This window comes from Solibacillus sp. FSL W8-0474 (assembly GCF_038004065.1).
In the GTDB taxonomy this organism is placed as follows: Bacteria; Bacillota; Bacilli; order Bacillales_A; family Planococcaceae; genus Solibacillus; species Solibacillus faecavium.
On record NZ_JBBOQJ010000001.1, the window covers coordinates 3,861,266 to 3,879,317 of the forward strand.

Here is an 18,052-nt window from a genome sequence, read left to right on the forward strand (position 1 = left end):
TGTGTTCCCATTATAACAAATTTCATTATGCTATACCCATTTTTTCACAATATTCATACTAAAGTTTCACCAAACAAAGAACCAATTAACGCAACTGCTACATCAGCCGTTTTATTACGTTCATCCAGTATAGGATTCACTTCGACAAACTCTGCAGACGTCAACAATCCTGATTCCTGAATCATCTCCATTGCTAGATGACTTTCCCTATAGGTAATTCCCCCGGCCACAGGTGTTCCAACTCCGGGTGTGTATAAAGGATCCAGTGCATCAAGGTCAAGAGATAAATGCATACCATCTATTTGATTTTGTTTAAAATAATTCACCGTTTCTTCCATTACATGTGTCATTCCAAGCCGGTCAATTTCATGCATCGTATAAATTTTAATGCCACGCGTTTTTATTAATTCACGTTCTCCCTCATCAATTGAGCGCCCGCCAATTATAATTATATTTTCCGCTTTAATTTTTGGTTCTCCATGTAATATAGAAGTCAATCGCTTATGCCCAAGCCCTATACTTGTAGCAAGAGGCATACCGTGAATATTCCCTGACGGTGTTGTCTCCGGCGTATTCAAATCGGCATGGGCATCAAACCATATTACCCCCAAGTTTTTATACTTCATAGAAAGTCCCGCTAACGTACCTATTGCTATACTATGGTCACCACCTAGTACTAGAGGTGTATGATCCTTTTTTACAACTTCATATACTTTCTCGGCAAGTGCTGTATTCACTTTAATTACTTCATCTAAATTTAGAAGCTTTTCGTCTTTCTGGTCAATTGCATTTCGTTCAATTACTTGAATATTGCCTTCATCTTCAACTTCAAATCCTAGGTTTACTAAACGTTGTTGCAAGCCTGCATATCGAATAGCACTTGGTCCCATATCCACCCCACGACGTTGTTGACCATAATCACACGGAACCCCTACAATTGAAATTTTTCTATTCATTTTCCCATCCCCTTACGAAATCTTAATATTTGGTCGGCTATTCTATGCTCAGCTAAACTCTCTATTGAAATTTCGATTTCCCAAACGGTTTTCCCTTTAATATGCAAAAAATCCTTTACTCATTAATATAAGTAAAGGATTGTAGTTTTTAAGTTTAAGTGCACTTCTAAATTTATAAAATAAAAGTGAGCCATGAAGGACTCGAACCTTCGACCCTCTGATTAAAAGTCAGATGCTCTACCAACTGAGCTAATGGCTCAGAAAAAAATAAAAAAATGGCTGGGGAACCTGGATTCGAACCAGGGCATGACGGAATCAAAATCCGTTGCCTTACCGCTTGGCTATACCCCAAACATTTTAAAGATGGTGGAGGGGGACGGATTCGAACCGCCGAACCCTAAGGAGCGGATTTACAGTCCGCCGCGTTTAGCCACTTCGCTACCCCTCCGACAAATGATGCAACACTGTTAAAAAATGAATGGTGGAGGATGACGGGCTCGAACCGCCGACCCCCTGCTTGTAAGGCAGGTGCTCTCCCAGCTGAGCTAATCCTCCATACATAACAAGTGTTACTAATTTATTTTTTTATGAAGCCTTAAATGGTGACCCGTACGGGATTCGAACCCGTGTTACCGCCGTGAAAGGGCGGTGTCTTAACCACTTGACCAACGGGCCGTTATGTAAATGATACGTTCTCTTTAAGACAAGATTTATAATATCATCATTTTCACTATCATGCAAGCCTTTTTAAAAACTTTTTTTAAAAAATGTTTTTATTTTTTTCCACAATACAAAAAGGCAAAAAAAAATGGCTCCGAAGGCAGGACTCGAACCTGCGACCTGCCGGTTAACAGCCGGATGCTCTACCAACTGAGCTACTTCGGAACGCTACTATATATGTACCTCATGTACAATGTTTCCCTTGTACATTTATTATTATAGCAACGTTTTTAATTTATACAAGCACTTTATTGAAATAATTTGTCTTTTATTTTTTTATTGCAGAAAGAGGAAAACTCCTCTTTCCTGGACTTTGTTTATTTTACGAATTTAACAATTTTCTCCACTAAACCATTCGCCAATGGTATCGTGGGATTTGAATAACTCGCTATATTTTGTTCACGATTTCCTTGTATGTCTTTTAAGACATGATTCATATGATCAAAATAATGAAGCTGTGCTTTGCTATTTGCCGATTTTAGACTTTCCGCATCTTCTTCTGTAATTTGGATATCCATTTTTCCTTGTATGATTAGTATAGGAACTTTCACATCCATTATTTCCTGCTGTGGGTTATATTTTAACCAAGAAATCATATACGGTTGAACAGAGGGTCTAAATAAGGACTGAAGTTCAGACGAAACTTTCCCGACTTTATTACCGGCTTTCAGCTGCTCCAATGCTTTTTCAGATTCCAACAACAAATTAGGTGGTAGACTCGCTGCTAGTTGTTCCATCAAAATCTCATCGACCGGTCTACCTGCCCCAGCAATGGAGATAAGTGAGTCTACATTGCCTTTTTGTGCAGCGATTGCCATAATTAATGCACCTTCACTATGACCAAGTAAATGAACCTCCGTAAAACGGCTGTCTTTTTTAGCATAATCAACGATTGACGTTACGTCCTGTACATACATTTCAAATGTTAAGTTCTCTTCTTTTGCAATTAGTGCTGTATTTTCACCAATACCCCGCTTATCAAACCGTATTGATGCAATTCCCTGTTCGGCTAGACTTTCCGCAATCATCTTAAGGCTGTTATTAGATCCACCACCAATAGTATTTCCATCTTTATTCGTTGGTCCTGAACCAGCATGGATAATAACAAGCTCCCCTGTTGGTTGTTCTGGCACTTGTAGGGCTACCTTTAATTCCCCTCCTAAAACAGGAACGGTATGCTCTTCATATGTTATAGAAGCCTCTGTATATGGATTTAAAGTAATCGAAAATGTTTGTCCATTTTGTGTAAACGTCCCTTCTATTTGTTCCTTTTCATAAGTCCCTTCTATTTTTATTAAAGACCCTGCCAAATCAATTTTAATCTCTATTTCACTATCATTATATTGAACAGATTCAAATGAAAATTCACTTAATCCTTGGGCTGGAACCGATATATTCCCCCCTGTTTTTTGCAAATCCAAAATAATTTCCAATGGTGACTGCGGGATTTCAATCATACCTTGCCATTTCCCTAATAATGCTTCGTTCATCTGGATGACCTCCTGAGAGCTTTCAGTTTGCCCTGTTGTAGCTAAGTCGGTACTGCTTGTTTTATCATTTCCACAGGCTGTCAGTAATACGCTAGCTACTGCCATATACAATATTTTACGCATCAGCTTCCTCCTTAATTAAACTTATTCCTTTGTATACGTAATTTAGCTGTAAAAGTTTCAAATGATAAAAGTGCCTTGAGGAATGATAACTATCTAATCCAACTAAGAATGAAAACTGAAATTCTTTCTTTATTATATATACTTTTATTTACATAGATGACGTTCATCTAGCTACCTCTTCTCCTATTTGTATTAATTTATAACCGGTAAGATCTAATTTCTATTTTTATATAAACAAACAAGCATGACCTAGAAAGTTTTATCCTTTCAAGTCATGCTTGTTATCTTTAATTCGCTAATTTTAAATAATAAAAAAGCCACTACTGACTGAATCAGCAACGACTTTTTGAGCCTAGCGACGTCCTACTCTCACAGGGGGAAGCCCCCAACTACCATCGGCGCTAAAGAGCTTAACTTCCGTGTTCGGTATGGGAACGGGTGTGACCTCTTTGCCATCATCACTAGACTATTTTGGCTTCCAATACAGCTTATGTCTTGGAACCCTTTGAAAGAATCATTCTTTCAAAACTGGATAAACGTTTCATTGAGTTGTGCAATAAAATGTGGTTAAGTCCTCGACCGATTAGTATTCGTCAGCTGCATGCGTCACCGCACTTCCACCTCGAACCTATCTACCTGATCGTCTTTCAGGGGTCTTACTTACTTGCGTAATGGGAAATCTCATCTTGAGGGGGGCTTCATGCTTAGATGCTTTCAGCACTTATCCCGTCCACACATAGCTACCCAGCGATGCCTTTGGCAAGACAACTGGTACACCAGCGGTGTGTCCATCCCGGTCCTCTCGTACTAAGGACAGCTCCTCTCAAATTTCCTACGCCCACGACGGATAGGGACCGAACTGTCTCACGACGTTCTGAACCCAGCTCGCGTACCGCTTTAATGGGCGAACAGCCCAACCCTTGGGACCGACTACAGCCCCAGGATGCGATGAGCCGACATCGAGGTGCCAAACCTCCCCGTCGATGTGGACTCTTGGGGGAGATAAGCCTGTTATCCCCGGGGTAGCTTTTATCCGTTGAGCGATGGCCCTTCCATGCGGAACCACCGGATCACTAAGCCCGTCTTTCGACCCTGCTCGACTTGTAGGTCTCGCAGTCAAGCTCCCTTATGCCTTTACACTCTTCGAATGATTTCCAACCATTCTGAGGGAACCTTTGGGCGCCTCCGTTACTCTTTAGGAGGCGACCGCCCCAGTCAAACTGTCCGCCTGACACTGTCTCCTACCCCGCTAAGGGGCATGGGTTAGAAGTTCAATACAACCAGGGTAGTATCCCACCGACGCCTCCTCCGAAGCTGGCGCTCCGGGATCTCTGGCTCCTACCTATCCTGTACAAGTTGTACCAAAATTCAATATCAGGCTACAGTAAAGCTCCACGGGGTCTTTCCGTCCTGTCGCGGGTAACCTGCATCTTCACAGGTACTATAATTTCACCGAGTCTCTCGTTGAGACAGTGCCCAGATCGTTACGCCTTTCGTGCGGGTCGGAACTTACCCGACAAGGAATTTCGCTACCTTAGGACCGTTATAGTTACGGCCGCCGTTTACTGGGGCTTCAATTCACAGCTTCGCTTGCGCTAACCGCTCCTCTTAACCTTCCAGCACCGGGCAGGCGTCAGCCCCTATACGTCACCTTACGGTTTTGCAGAGACCTGTGTTTTTGCTAAACAGTCGCCTGGGCCTATTCACTGCGGCTTCTCTAGGCTATGCACCCAAAGAAGCACCCCTTCTCCCGAAGTTACGGGGTCATTTTGCCGAGTTCCTTAACGAGAGTTCTCTCGCACACCTTAGGATTCTCTCCTCGACTACCTGTGTCGGTTTGCGGTACGGGCACCTCTCACCTCGATAGAGGCTTTTCTTGGCAGTGTGAAATCAGGAACTTCGCTCTAAAGAGCTCGTCATCACAGCTCAACGTTATAGTATGCGGATTTGCCTACATACACGCCTTACTGCTTGAACACGCGCAACCAACGGCGTGCTTACCCTATCCTACTGCGTCCCCCCATTTCTCAAACGGTGAGGAGGTGGTACAGGAATATCAACCTGTTGTCCATCGCCTACGCCTATCGGCCTCGGCTTAGGTCCCGACTAACCCTGAGCGGACGAGCCTTCCTCAGGAAACCTTAGTCATACGGTGCATGGGATTCTCACCCATGTTTCGCTACTCATACCGGCATTCTCACTTCTAATCGCTCCACCAGTCCTTCCGGTCTGACTTCAACGCTATTAGAACGCTCTCCTACCACGCATACTCAAAGTATGCATCCACAGCTTCGGTGAATCGTTTAGCCCCGATACATTTTCGGCGCAGCGTCACTCGACCAGTGAGCTATTACGCACTCTTTAAATGATGGCTGCTTCTAAGCCAACATCCTGGTTGTCTAAGCAACGCCACATCCTTTTCCACTTAACGATTACTTGGGGACCTTAGCTGGTGGTCTGGGCTGTTTCCCTCTTGACTACGGATCTTATCACTCGCAGTCTGACTCCCGTGTATAAATATCCGGCATTCGGAGTTTGTCTGAATTCGGTAAAGCGAGATGCCCCCCTAGTCCAAACAGTGCTCTACCTCCGGTATTCTCAATCACGAGGCTAGCCCTAAAGCTATTTCGGAGAGAACCAGCTATCTCCAGGTTCGATTGGAATTTCTCCGCTACCCACACCTCATCCCCGCACTTTTCAACGTGCGTGGGTTCGGGCCTCCAGTGAGTGTTACCTCACCTTCACCCTGGACATGGGTAGATCACCTGGTTTCGGGTCTACGACCACGTACTAATTCGCCCTATTCAGACTCGCTTTCGCTGCGGCTCCGTCTTCTCAACTTAACCTCGCACGTAATCGTAACTCGCCGGTTCATTCTACAAAAGGCACGCTATCACCCATTAACGGGCTCTAACTACTTGTAGGCACACGGTTTCAGGATCTATTTCACTCCCCTTCCGGGGTGCTTTTCACCTTTCCCTCACGGTACTGGTTCACTATCGGTCACTAGGTAGTATTTAGCCTTGGGAGATGGTCCTCCCGGATTCCGACGGAATTTCACGTGTTCCGCCGTACTCAGGATACACTCTGGAGGGAATGAACTTTTGACTACAGGGCTTTTACCTTGTTTCGCGGACCTTTCCAAGTCGCTTCGTCTAACTCATTCTTTTGTAACTCCGTATAGAGTGTCCTACAACCCCAAAGAGCAAGCTCTTTGGTTTGGGCTCTTCCCGTTTCGCTCGCCGCTACTCAGGGAATCGAATTTTCTTTCTGTTCCTGCAGGTACTTAGATGTTTCAGTTCCCTGCGTCTGTCCTCATCACGCTATGTATTCACGTGTAGATACTATCCGATTAAAGATAGTGGGTTCCCCCATTCGGAAATCCCCGGATCAAAGCTTACTTACAGCTCCCCGAGGCATATCGGTGTTAGTGCCGTCCTTCATCGACTCCTAGTGCCAAGGCATCCACCGTGCGCCCTTATTAACTTAACCAAAAGTTAACACTTAGATAAAATCTAAGATTTAAGTTTACACGTCAATTGCTTGACTTGTTACATTTCTATAAAATAGAAATTTGTTTTATTGCTATCAATGTCGTTTTATCCAGTTTTCAAAGAACGAAGTTTTGAAGTATCTCATTCAATTAAGAATGAACCTTCAAAACTGAACAGCAAACGTTAATGTTTCATTCTCCGTGAGAATGATTCCGAAATAATCCTTAGAAAGGAGGTGATCCAGCCGCACCTTCCGATACGGCTACCTTGTTACGACTTCACCCCAATCATCTATCCCACCTTCGGCGGCTGGCTCCATAAAGGTTACCTCACCGACTTCGGGTGTTACAAACTCTCGTGGTGTGACGGGCGGTGTGTACAAGGCCCGGGAACGTATTCACCGCGGCATGCTGATCCGCGATTACTAGCGATTCCGGCTTCATGTAGGCGAGTTGCAGCCTACAATCCGAACTGAGAACGATTTTATCGGATTAGCTCCCCCTCGCGGGTTGGCAACCGTTTGTATCGTCCATTGTAGCACGTGTGTAGCCCAGGTCATAAGGGGCATGATGATTTGACGTCATCCCCACCTTCCTCCGGTTTATCACCGGCAGTCTCCTTAGAGTGCCCAACTGAATGATGGCAACTAAGAATAAGGGTTGCGCTCGTTGCGGGACTTAACCCAACATCTCACGACACGAGCTGACGACAACCATGCACCACCTGTCACCGTTGCCCCCGAAGGGGAAACTATGTCTCCATAGTGGTCACCGGGATGTCAAGACCTGGTAAGGTTCTTCGCGTTGCTTCGAATTAAACCACATGCTCCACCGCTTGTGCGGGCCCCCGTCAATTCCTTTGAGTTTCAGTCTTGCGACCGTACTCCCCAGGCGGAGTGCTTAATGCGTTAGCTGCAGCACTGAGGGGCGGAAACCCCCCAACACTTAGCACTCATCGTTTACGGCGTGGACTACCAGGGTATCTAATCCTGTTTGCTCCCCACGCTTTCGCGCCTCAGTGTCAGTTACAGACCAGACAGTCGCCTTCGCCACTGGTGTTCCTCCAAATCTCTACGCATTTCACCGCTACACTTGGAATTCCACTATCCTCTTCTGCACTCAAGTTCCCCAGTTTCCAATGACCCTCCCCGGTTGAGCCGGGGGCTTTCACATCAGACTTAAGGAACCACCTGCGCGCGCTTTACGCCCAATAATTCCGGACAACGCTTGCCACCTACGTATTACCGCGGCTGCTGGCACGTAGTTAGCCGTGGCTTTCTAACAAGGTACCGTCAAGGTAGCGCCAGTTACTACGCTACTTGTTCTTCCCTTGCAACAGAGTTTTACGAACCGAAATCCTTCTTCACTCACGCGGCGTTGCTCCATCAGACTTTCGTCCATTGTGGAAGATTCCCTACTGCTGCCTCCCGTAGGAGTCTGGGCCGTGTCTCAGTCCCAGTGTGGCCGATCACCCTCTCAGGTCGGCTACGCATCGTTGCCTTGGTGAGCCGTTACCTCACCAACTAGCTAATGCGCCGCGGGTCCATCTTATAGTGACAGCCGAAACCGTCTTTCAACTTTCAAACATGTGTTTAAAAGTATTATTCGGTATTAGCCCCGGTTTCCCGGAGTTATCCCAATCTATAAGGTAGGTTACCCACGTGTTACTCACCCGTCCGCCGCTAAATCAGAGAGAAGCAAGCTTCTCTCATCATCCGCTCGACTTGCATGTATTAGGCACGCCGCCAGCGTTCGTCCTGAGCCAGGATCAAACTCTCCATAAAAGTAGTTTGAAAGCTCATTTGCTTTGCTAGCGATTCAACTTAATTAAAAGTTGAAATCTATTGTTTGCTTCATTTAAGAAGCTTGTTTCATTAACGTTGCTTGTTCAGTTTTCAAGGTTCATTGTGTTTCGTTTGTCGCGTCATCTCTTGGCGACTCACTTATAGTAACATCCTCTTGTTATATCCGTCAACACTTTTTCATAAGTTTTTAATAGAATCGTGTTTAATACAATCGGAAAGTGGGTAGTTAATCATGTTCAAAACGTTGGTATCACTAATTTTATGCTTATTTCTGGTATTCATTTATTTTGATGAAAAAAGTAGTATTATGCCCGTATTTCAATTAACAGAGACTCCAGCAATCATCACAAAAGGTCAATTCGGAAAAAGTGTAATCATTGAACTCAGTTATTCTCATAAAGGTTTGGAAGAATGGGTGACAAACCTGAAAGAGCCTTATCCACTTTTTTTAGCAGATAGTGATTGGCTATTACGAAGTCCTGATTTGGTAAAAGTATTAATAGAAAAGAATATTAGAGTTGGTCTACTCGGTTCTACGAGTGATCAATATGTCGATGAAACACTTTTAAACAAACAGCTCGCTATTTACGAAAAAACATTTTACAAAAAGCCACTATGGTTTGCGACCGCTGATTACAAAATGGAAGATTCTATGCAATCAGCTTTACATCAACTTGGCATTAACATAATTGCTCCAACAGAAACCTTTCCTATAGTAGAAAGTAAAATTCCTGAAGGTTCATTTGTAAGTATTCCTTTACATCGTGAGGAGAATGTCTCTTTTGATGCCATTAAACAATTTATGAATGAGCATATTTTTGTTTCAATTGAACAAAATATATTTGGATATGAAATTTCTACAAAACGATTCCCATAATAATATGAATCTATGTCTATTTTAAAAAAACAATGGGCCGTCACAAACGTTTATATTTGTGACAGCCCTTTCTATTTAAGCTTTTGCCGTAGTATGCGACTCTTTTCTTTCTTTACGACGTTCTTCCAATTTTTTTCGATCAGCTTCAGATTGTGCATTATATTTTGGCAACATTAAAATTTGGTATGCATTAACTGCCACTAACGGGAACAATAATAGTGCAACATATACGTCAATGTTATCCTGGCGTCCCATTAAAGCGATAATCCACTCTAATGAAGTTACAACAATCATAAAGAACATTGTGGAGATTAAGACATGTGGCTTTTTCGTCATTTTTATTTTCTTTACTGCCGTTAATATGGCCGCTCCGACTAAAACTATAAGTAAAAATCCGTAAATCAGCCAATCCCCCATTGTACTAGCTCCTGGGGCAAAGCGGAAAATTACAATATCGACTAAAACAATAATGATCAATAACATTTGTATCCAGTTCCAAAGCGTTAATGATCTAAATATATTAACACCAACTTGATGTAACGTTAAATAAGCAAAAAAACCTGCTTGGGCCATCACACTCATCGTCATACCTAAAACGATATTCCAAATAACCGCAGCCAGAAATTCAGAAATTTCCCCGTTCGCTAAATATGGTTGGTAAAAGTCCCAACGAATAATTAACGAGGCAACTGCATTCACTAAACCACCAATTAACAATGCCCAAAAAGCAAATTTAACCCAGTTTCGTATCGTCACGAACAATTCCCCCATTTTTTAATATACTTGTATATTTTATCAATTCGATTTGAAAAAAGCGACCTCTACTAAAAGTTGTTACATATATTTTGTTAAATTGTGAACAATAAACGAAAGCGCTTAAGTGAAGAAAGGAAGGAAGAAATAGTGAAACGTTTAATAATACTTGCCTTTTCCATCATTCTAATTGCTGGTTGTAACGATTCCAAATCAACGACGCTTTCTTATGACGAAGTAAAGAAAATTATGGTTGATGCTATCCAAACAGAAGATGGGAAAAAGGCGATCCGACAAATATTTGAAGATAAGAGCTTCCGGGAGCTGCTTATTTTAAATACCGAGGAAGTAAAAAAGGCGACCGAGGAAACAATGCTGTCAAAAGAAGCCATGGATTTTTGGGTAAAAACATTTGAAGACCCTAAGTTTAAAGAGAACTTCGCAAAAAGTATGCAGGATCAACAAAAGGATTTAATGAAAAACCTATTAAACGATGCTGCGTACCAAGAAGCTTTAACATCATTTTTTGGACAGCCGGATATGCAAAAGCAACTGGAATCAATTATGAAAGGTGCTGTAATGCGTAAGGAACTGGAAAAAGTGGTGACCGAAACAATAGAGAACCCTCTGATGCAGTCAAAATGGGAAGAGCTGATTAAAAAGAGTGGTGAAGGTTCTTCGTCTGAAAAAGAATCCGGATCTGGTGGTGGAGGTGGATCTGAGAAGGGAAGTAGTGAAGAAAAAAGCGGTGGCGGCGGATCATAATAAAACAACCAGTTGTTCCATTTTGGGACAACTGGTTGTTAATATAAGCTTATTTATTTAATGCCGATACAATCTCTTCAGCAATTTTCAAGTAAATCTGACCTGTAGGGTGATTCTCTGCATAGATAGATGGCGCAAAATCTTCTTCAGTCCAATCTGGTTGACCTAACGGAATTTGACCAAGTAGCTTAGTACGTAATTCTTCAGCTAGCTTTGGACCGCCGCCTTGACCGAATACAAATTCCTTTTCACCAGTTTTGCTTTCATACCAAGCCATGTTTTCGATAACACCTAAAATCTCATGATTCGTTTGTAATGCCATTGCACCTGCACGAGCTGCTACAAATGCTGCTGTTGGGTGTGGCGTTGTAACAACAATTTCCTTTGAAGCCGGTAGCATCTGGTGAATATCAAGTGCTACGTCCCCTGTTCCTGGCGGTAAATCTAATAGTAGATAATCCAATTCGCCCCACTCTACATCACGGAAGAACTGGTCTAGTACTTTTCCAAGCATAGGACCGCGCCATACAATTGGTGCATTATTTTCTACGAAGAACCCCATTGAAATAACTTTTACACCTAAACGCTCAACTGGATATATACGATCTTCTTTTACAACTGGCATTTCCGTTACACCCATCATATCTGGAACAGAGAAGCCATATATATCTGCATCGATTAATCCTACTTTTTTTCCTAAGCGCGCTAAAGCAACTGCCATGTTGACAGATACAGTCGATTTCCCTACGCCACCTTTACCAGAAGCAATTGAGATAAATTGCACACTTGATAATGGTGATAATATATCTTGAGCCTGTGACTCCGTCGCTTGTCCACGGAATGATTGTAAAACTTCTGCTGGTAATTCTTCAAAACGAATCCCTACTGAAGCCGCGCCATTTTCTTTTAACACTTCTACAATTTTCATTTGAAGTGTCATTTGTTCCGGCGTATTTACCTTTGCAATTGCAATACGAACACTAACATGCCCTTTTTCTGCTTTAATTGAAACGTTTGTTACACCTTTTGTTTCTGCTAATGTTTTATGTAAAAACGGATCCTGTAATTCGCCTAATAGTTCTCGAACTTGTTGTTCATTTAGCACATCAAACACTCCCCTGAATGAAATATCCATTGTTAGTATATCATACTAGTCCCGTATTGCTATTACATGTTGCCTAGTCAAATTTCACATGAATATAATTTTCAATTCCGCGCGCAATAGCAAATGCCATCTTATCCTGATAACTTTCAGTAGCAAGCAAGTCCCTTTCTTCTTCATTGCTTAGGAAACCCGTTTCTACCAATACTGCAGGTATTTCCACCTTCTTTAGTAAATAAACATTTTTAATCGATAATGCTTCCCTGTCTGTATTTTCCATCGTAGTACGAATGGATTGTTGAACAGCCTGTGCGAGTGCTTCACTCTTTTCATGTCCTTCATGATGATAAAACACTTGGGCTCCTCTCCATTTACTATTTGGAATTGCGTTTGCATGAATCGTAATAAATATATCCGGCTCATGTGATTCCACTAATGTTTCACGTAGGAAAATATCCTGTTTCTTACGCTCACGAAGTGTTGGAAATGTCTCCTTTGGTGCATGTTCACTTAGTACATCTCCATCTGTTGAACGCGTTAATATTACTTCTGCCCCTAAACGTGTCAATTGACGAGCTACTTTTTTTGTAATTGCCAATGTCACATCTTTTTCGATTACATCACCATTTGAAGCACCACCATCAATACCTCCATGACCAGCATCCAATACAATTTTCAACCCACCTAATGGCTCGGGTAAAAAAAATCGCCGGTCGGAAGCATTTGTTTCATATACAACGACTAGCATCGAACAAAAAATAACGAATATAAGTGCAAGCCAACGCTTCATAAAAACACCGCCCTTTTTGCCTACTATACGCAAAAGAGGGGGCGTTTATTACCTCGATTAATTGGCCATTAGCTGATTTTGAAGCGTTGCATAAAATCCTTTGGCATTAATTAAAGAATCGTGATTGCCTTGCTCTAAAATTTGTCCATCTTTAATTACGAGAATTTGATCGGCGTTTTCTATCGTTTTTAAACGATGTGCAATAACAAAGCTTGTACGGCCTTTCATTAAATTATTCAGCCCTTTTTGAATATGAACTTCAGTCATCGTATCAACGCTCGAAGTTGCTTCATCTAAAATTAAAATATCAGGATCCTCCAAAATCGCACGTGCAATGGCAATAAGCTGACGCTGCCCTTGACTTAAGTTTAAGCCGCCACTTGATAACACTGTATCGTATTGCTCTGGCAAATACTTGATAAAATTATGAGCATAGGCAATTTTGGCCGCCTGCTCTACTTCCTCGTCTGTAGCATTCAGCTTGCCGAAACGGATATTTTCACGCACCGTCCCGGAAAATAAATACGTATCCTGTAGGACTACCCCGACATGATCCCGAACATTATTCATTTTGTAATGCGTAATCGGCTCATCATCCAGTAGTATTCGGCCTCCTGTTGCATCGTAAAAACGTGTAAGCAATTGAATAATGGTCGTTTTTCCTGAACCGGTTGGACCAACAATCGCAATTGTTTCCCCGGCTTTCGCTTTAAAGTTGATGCCGCGCAGTACTGGTTTCCCTGACTCATACGCAAATTTGACATTTTCAAATGTGACATCCCCTTTAAACTGAGGTTTTTCTTTTGCATGCTCGATGTCTTCTATTTCCCTTACTTCATCTAAAACTTCAAATACTCGCTCAGAACCAGCAATTGCAGACTGGAATGTATTTAATAAGTTTGATAGCTGATTAATTGGACGGAAAAACTGGCGTGTATATGTAACAAACGATGCGATAACCCCAATCGTAAGTCCACTCGTTACCGACATAACTGCACCTGTCCCAATTACTAAACTTAATCCTAGGTTATTCATGAAGTTATTAACTGGACCCATGAACCCGGAAATAATATCTGCCCGCATTGCAGAACCACGTAGTCTTTCGTTCGCTTCTTTAAATTCTGCCAGCGTTGATTTTTCTTTACCGAACAGTGTAATGATATCTGCATTAGAAATCGTCTCTTCAATGTAGCCATTTAAATTACCTAGATCCCGTTGACGCGCTTTATAGTTTACACTGCTTCTTTTTATAATCTGTTTCGTAGCGAACACGATAAGCGGGATGATAATAAGTGTGACAAGTGCTAAACGCCAATCCAAATAAAATAGCGCAAATGCCGTACCAACAATGGTTAAAAAGCTCGATACTATTTGAATAACACTTTGCGACAATGCTGCATTTAAATTTTCAATATCATTTGTCATCCGACTCATTAAATCACCCTGTTGCTTTTTATCATAAAAAGCTAATGGCAGTGATTGATATTGCTCAAAAAGCTGTTGACGTAAACGGCGAATTGTCTTTTGTGATACACGTATCATTACAAATGTTTGAATCCACGTTAGTAAAGATGATGCGATATACACTCCCGCTAACAGAAGCGCCATACGAATTGAACCTGATATATTTAACTTTATAATATAGTCATCAATTGTTTTACCTATTAAAAATGGACCGACTAAACTTAAAAGCGTACTTATAATTACAAAAATAACAACACTAATTAGCTCAACCTTTTGAATACGTAAATAGCTCCATATACGAAGTAATGTCTCTTTTTGATTTTTCGGCTTCACAACAGGACCGGTAAATCGCCCTCCTGGATGGCCCATCGGATTTGGTGGTCCCCCTTGTTGTTTATTCACTTAAGGTCACCCCTTTTTCCGCTTGTGTTTTTGCCATTTCATTATATAACTCGCTCGTCTTTAACAATTGCTCATGTGTCCCTTTGGCAATTATTTTCCCGTCATCCATTAAGAGAATTTGATTGGCATGTCGAACTGAGGAAATTTTAGATGAAACGATAAATTTCGTCGCCCCGGCAAACTGTTCATCAATTGCCTGCTGAATAGCCTTTTCGGAAATACTATCAACTGCACTCGTCACATCATCCAACACTAAAATATTCGGTTTGCGTATAAATGCTCGTGCCATTGCCAGCCGTTGCCTTTGTCCACCCGATAAATTCGTTGCCCCTTGTGTTAGCACATGCTCTGTCCCTGCCTCAAGTCTATCAACAAATTCTCTCGCATTCGATGCTTGCAATGCTTGTAAAATTTGCTGCTCTGTTGCCTCTGACTTTCCATATTGAAGGTTCTCAGCTATTGTTTTTGAAAACAAGGTCGCCTTTTGAGGAGCAAATCCTATTGACTGACGTAGATGTTCAAGACCGTATTGTCCTATTGGTATCCCATCAATTTTTATCACACCACTATCGACATCAAACAATCTTGGAATCATCTTGACCAACGTGGATTTCCCGCTCCCTGTCATTCCTAGAATGCCAACCGTGTCACCGGCATTTACATGGAAACTAATATTTTTAAGTACTGATTCCGTTCCTTTTAAATAAGAGAAGCTGACATTTTCAAAACTCACACTTCCTTGAATCTTATGTGACTCTGGTACGGAAGGATTTGTAAACTCTATTTTTTCCTCCAATACTTCTACAATACGCTCTGCACTCGGAACTGCACGTGCAAGCTGTACAAGAACCATTGAAGAACTCATCAGCCCTTGCATGACCATCATTAAATAGTTAATAAAGGCTAAAATAACCCCTACTTGTAAGGTATTATTATCTACCTTAATGGCACCCATCCATAATGCTGCAACAATTCCCATATTCACGACAAACATCGTCAATGGAGCTAGCACACCAATAATTTGATCTGCTGACATAGAGCGTTTCATTAATTGTGTATTAATGTCTGTAAACTGATCAATTTGATGATTTTTTCGGTTATAAGCCTTAATAACCCGAATACCGGCCAAATTTTCCTGAACTTTTGTATTTACTATGTCGACTACCAACTGAACTTTATGGAAAAGCTTGCCTGACAGTGCTGTGAAGTAATACATACAAAATGCTAAAATCGGTACTACTACCATCAAAATCGGAAATAGCTCCCGCGCTGTAATAAATACAATGACAATAGCCCCGATAAACATCATTGGACCACGAACAAATATTTTAAGCAGCATCGTTAATGCACGCTGAAGCATTTCAATGTCACTCGTTAAATTCGTAACAAGTTTTCCGAGTGTAAATTTGTCTTTACTACTATTTGAAAAATAAGTAATCGTTTCATACAAATCATGACGAAGATCCGTTGAAAAATTAACCGCTGTACGTGAGGCATAAATCGAACATCCAACCCCACCTATCAAACCGATTAATGATGTAATAATCATTAAACCAAAACTTCTTAGTATAAATGCCGTATCGTTTTCAGCAATCCCATCGTCAATAATATGTTGTAAAATTGTTGGCTGTAATAAATCCATACCTACTTCGACTATCATCATTATCGGTGCAATGATAGCAAACAGAATATATGGTTTTATATATTTCGATAATTTCCCTACTGCCTGCATTACCAAGTTCACTTCCTTATGTTGTGAAAAATTATTCCTCTTCTGTTGCTTGTGCTTCTTCCAGCAATTCGTTCAACTGAAATAAGCCTACAAAGTCATTCATAATTGCTTCGGTTGCTTTCAACTCCCCTGCAATGACAGGATGAATTGATTGCAATTCTGCAGACTCTAACTGTTGTTTCAATGTTGAACGCTTCATTTCAAGTTGACGATAAAACTCCAGTGCACGTCCGCGACGGAATGTTTGGGCACCCTTTGAACGGCGATTACTTTGTTCCCCTTCTTTTCGATGTCTCCCTCTACCTTCTGATTTCATATTTTTCACCCTACTCTTTTTGAATACTATTGTATACCAATGTATACAAAAATTCTACTGCTACTGAAGGTTTTTCGGGAGGACTGCTTTCCAAATCCTTTTGTTTTGTTTGTCCACTAAAAATCGTTACTATGGAAAAAACAGTTTCATTAAAGGGGTACATAAAATGAAAAACGTGACGAGCGATATTATTCAATTCAGAGGATCGCATTATGAGTTTGGTATATACCAAGGAGAGCTTTTCAAGAATTCCCCTCTTTTTTATAATAGAGAAGAACTTTATAAACAATTAGATCATAGATTTTCTATAGATAAATTATATGTTAAGCAACTTTTAACCCAGTTTGGTCCAGGAATTGAAGAGGAAATAGAAGGTCTTGCTTATGTACTTGGTTATAAGGAAGAACAGGCTTTACTTCATTATGGTGGTTATTATGCCGCACATAAAAAAAGTGGCTGTTCTATTACGACAAATCCGCATTATATGATTCGCAACTATGACAATGACCCACAAAGTTATGATGGGCGTTTCGTGTTATATGCCCCAACTAATGGTGGTTACGCGACAGTCGGACCTTCTATGCAAATTACAGGGCGTATGGATGGAATGAATGAAAAAGGGCTAGTCGTCGGTTATAACTTTGTAAATACGAAGAACAGGGCGGATGGCTTTGTTTGCAATATGATCGGGCGTCTATTATTGGAACGTTGCGCAAATGTTGCCGAGGGGATTTCATTATTAAAAAATATCCCCCATAAGCATTCATTTAATTATGTATTACTTGATGCGGAGCAAACTATGGTGGCAGTAGAAGCATCTCCGCGCAACGTTGCCGTTCGAGATGCAACAGCCTGCACAAACCACTTTAAAGTTCTGACAGAAGAAAATCGTTACCGAATGGAAGATTCTTTAGCACGCGAACACATTATTTCGAATGCCCAGGAAAATTCACTTTCTTTTGAAAATGCGTTTAAATTAATGAATCGAATCGAAAATGGTGTATTTGCTACAAAATACGGAGCTTGGGATGGTACTCTCCATACGGTTGGCTATATACCAATTGAAGGTAAATGTATTTTCGCTTTAGGTGGAGACGCATTACCTATCGTCATTGATTTTCATTCGTGGTTAAGCGGTAATCATTTACCTCTCACAAAAGTTAAAGGAAAACTTCATGCGACAAACGGCTTTGCAAATGAATAAAGAAAAAACCCTTTCTTGGAAAAGTCCAAGAAAGGGTTTTGTAATTTCGCAAAATAGTAA

At 41.3% G+C, this 18,052-nt stretch carries 11 protein-coding genes, 6 tRNA genes and 3 rRNA genes; 3 read left to right on the forward strand and 17 right to left on the reverse strand.

The features are described 5' to 3' along the window. Positions 1-53 precede the first annotated feature (53 nt). From rocF to NYE67_RS19580, 11 genes are all read right to left on the reverse strand, one after another. On the reverse strand, positions 54-956 hold the full coding sequence (rocF, locus tag NYE67_RS19530; RefSeq protein ID WP_340726473.1) for an arginase: 903 nt from the start codon (positions 954-956) through the stop codon (positions 54-56). A 186-nt stretch (positions 957-1,142) separates the two neighbouring features. Beyond that, positions 1,143-1,215 (reverse strand) — tRNA-Lys (locus NYE67_RS19535). 17 nt (positions 1,216-1,232) lie between these two features. Continuing rightward, a tRNA-Gln gene (locus NYE67_RS19540) sits at positions 1,233-1,307 on the reverse strand. 13 nt (positions 1,308-1,320) lie between these two features. Continuing rightward, positions 1,321-1,404 (reverse strand) — tRNA-Tyr (locus tag NYE67_RS19545). Positions 1,405-1,435: 31 nt separating this feature from the next. After that, positions 1,436-1,511 (reverse strand) — tRNA-Val (locus NYE67_RS19550). 45 nt (positions 1,512-1,556) lie between these two features. Further along, positions 1,557-1,631: transfer RNA gene (locus NYE67_RS19555), tRNA-Glu, on the reverse strand. Between the two features lie 134 nt (positions 1,632-1,765). Then, positions 1,766-1,841 (reverse strand) — tRNA-Asn (locus NYE67_RS19560). A gap of 152 nt (positions 1,842-1,993) precedes the next feature. Next, positions 1,994-3,289, reverse strand: coding sequence for an alpha/beta fold hydrolase (locus tag NYE67_RS19565; RefSeq protein ID WP_340730833.1), 1,296 nt, complete (start codon positions 3,287-3,289; stop codon positions 1,994-1,996). Between the two features lie 350 nt (positions 3,290-3,639). Next, positions 3,640-3,755 (reverse strand): 5S ribosomal RNA (rrf, locus tag NYE67_RS19570). Between the two features lie 97 nt (positions 3,756-3,852). Continuing rightward, a 23S ribosomal RNA gene (locus NYE67_RS19575) occupies positions 3,853-6,781 on the reverse strand. 230 nt (positions 6,782-7,011) lie between these two features. Next, positions 7,012-8,566 (reverse strand): 16S ribosomal RNA (locus tag NYE67_RS19580). The 16S, 23S and 5S rRNA genes sit together here, the layout of an rRNA operon. Before the next feature lie 253 nt (positions 8,567-8,819). Between NYE67_RS19580 and NYE67_RS19585 the strand changes: the two genes are divergently transcribed. Further along, on the forward strand, positions 8,820-9,464 hold the full coding sequence (locus NYE67_RS19585) for a hypothetical protein (RefSeq protein WP_340726475.1): 645 nt from the start codon (positions 8,820-8,822) through the stop codon (positions 9,462-9,464). 75 nt (positions 9,465-9,539) lie between these two features. On the opposite strand, the gene NYE67_RS19590 is transcribed toward NYE67_RS19585, so the two are convergent. Beyond that, positions 9,540-10,220 (reverse strand): KinB-signaling pathway activation protein, encoded by a 681-nt coding sequence (locus NYE67_RS19590; RefSeq protein ID WP_340726476.1) that lies wholly within the window; start codon positions 10,218-10,220, stop codon positions 9,540-9,542. 147 nt (positions 10,221-10,367) lie between these two features. Here NYE67_RS19590 and gerD point away from each other — a divergent pair, with 147 nt between their 5' ends. Continuing rightward, a complete protein-coding gene (gene gerD, locus NYE67_RS19595; RefSeq protein ID WP_340726477.1) occupies positions 10,368-10,982 on the forward strand; it encodes a spore germination lipoprotein GerD in 615 nt (204 codons plus the stop codon). 49 nt (positions 10,983-11,031) lie between these two features. Here the strand turns inward: gerD and NYE67_RS19600 are convergent, their stop codons facing one another. From NYE67_RS19600 to NYE67_RS19620, 5 genes are all read right to left on the reverse strand, one after another. Beyond that, positions 11,032-12,087, reverse strand: a complete 1,056-nt coding sequence (locus tag NYE67_RS19600; RefSeq protein WP_339214509.1) for a P-loop NTPase — start codon at positions 12,085-12,087, stop codon at positions 11,032-11,034. Between the two features lie 73 nt (positions 12,088-12,160). Then, positions 12,161-12,874 carry an N-acetylmuramoyl-L-alanine amidase gene (locus NYE67_RS19605; RefSeq protein WP_191701178.1) on the reverse strand — a complete coding sequence of 238 codons (714 nt, stop codon included), beginning with the start codon at positions 12,872-12,874 and terminating at the stop codon, positions 12,161-12,163. A gap of 57 nt (positions 12,875-12,931) precedes the next feature. Further along, entirely contained in the window at positions 12,932-14,740 is a 1,809-nt protein-coding gene (locus NYE67_RS19610) for an ABC transporter ATP-binding protein (protein WP_445683380.1), read from the reverse strand. After that, positions 14,733-16,472: an ABC transporter ATP-binding protein gene (locus tag NYE67_RS19615; protein ID WP_340730927.1), complete on the reverse strand. Its 1,740-nt coding sequence runs from the start codon at positions 16,470-16,472 to the stop codon at positions 14,733-14,735. Before NYE67_RS19615 ends, NYE67_RS19610 begins: the two co-directional genes overlap by 8 nt. Positions 16,473-16,503: 31 nt before the next feature. Next, complete coding sequence (locus tag NYE67_RS19620) at positions 16,504-16,788, reverse strand: 2-keto-3-deoxygluconate kinase (protein ID WP_340730834.1); 285 nt, start codon at positions 16,786-16,788, stop codon at positions 16,504-16,506. A gap of 166 nt (positions 16,789-16,954) precedes the next feature. Between NYE67_RS19620 and NYE67_RS19625 the strand changes: the two genes are divergently transcribed. Next, positions 16,955-17,992 carry a C45 family peptidase gene (locus NYE67_RS19625; protein ID WP_340730835.1) on the forward strand — a complete coding sequence of 346 codons (1,038 nt, stop codon included), beginning with the start codon at positions 16,955-16,957 and terminating at the stop codon, positions 17,990-17,992. The last annotated feature ends 60 nt before the right edge of the window (positions 17,993-18,052 follow it).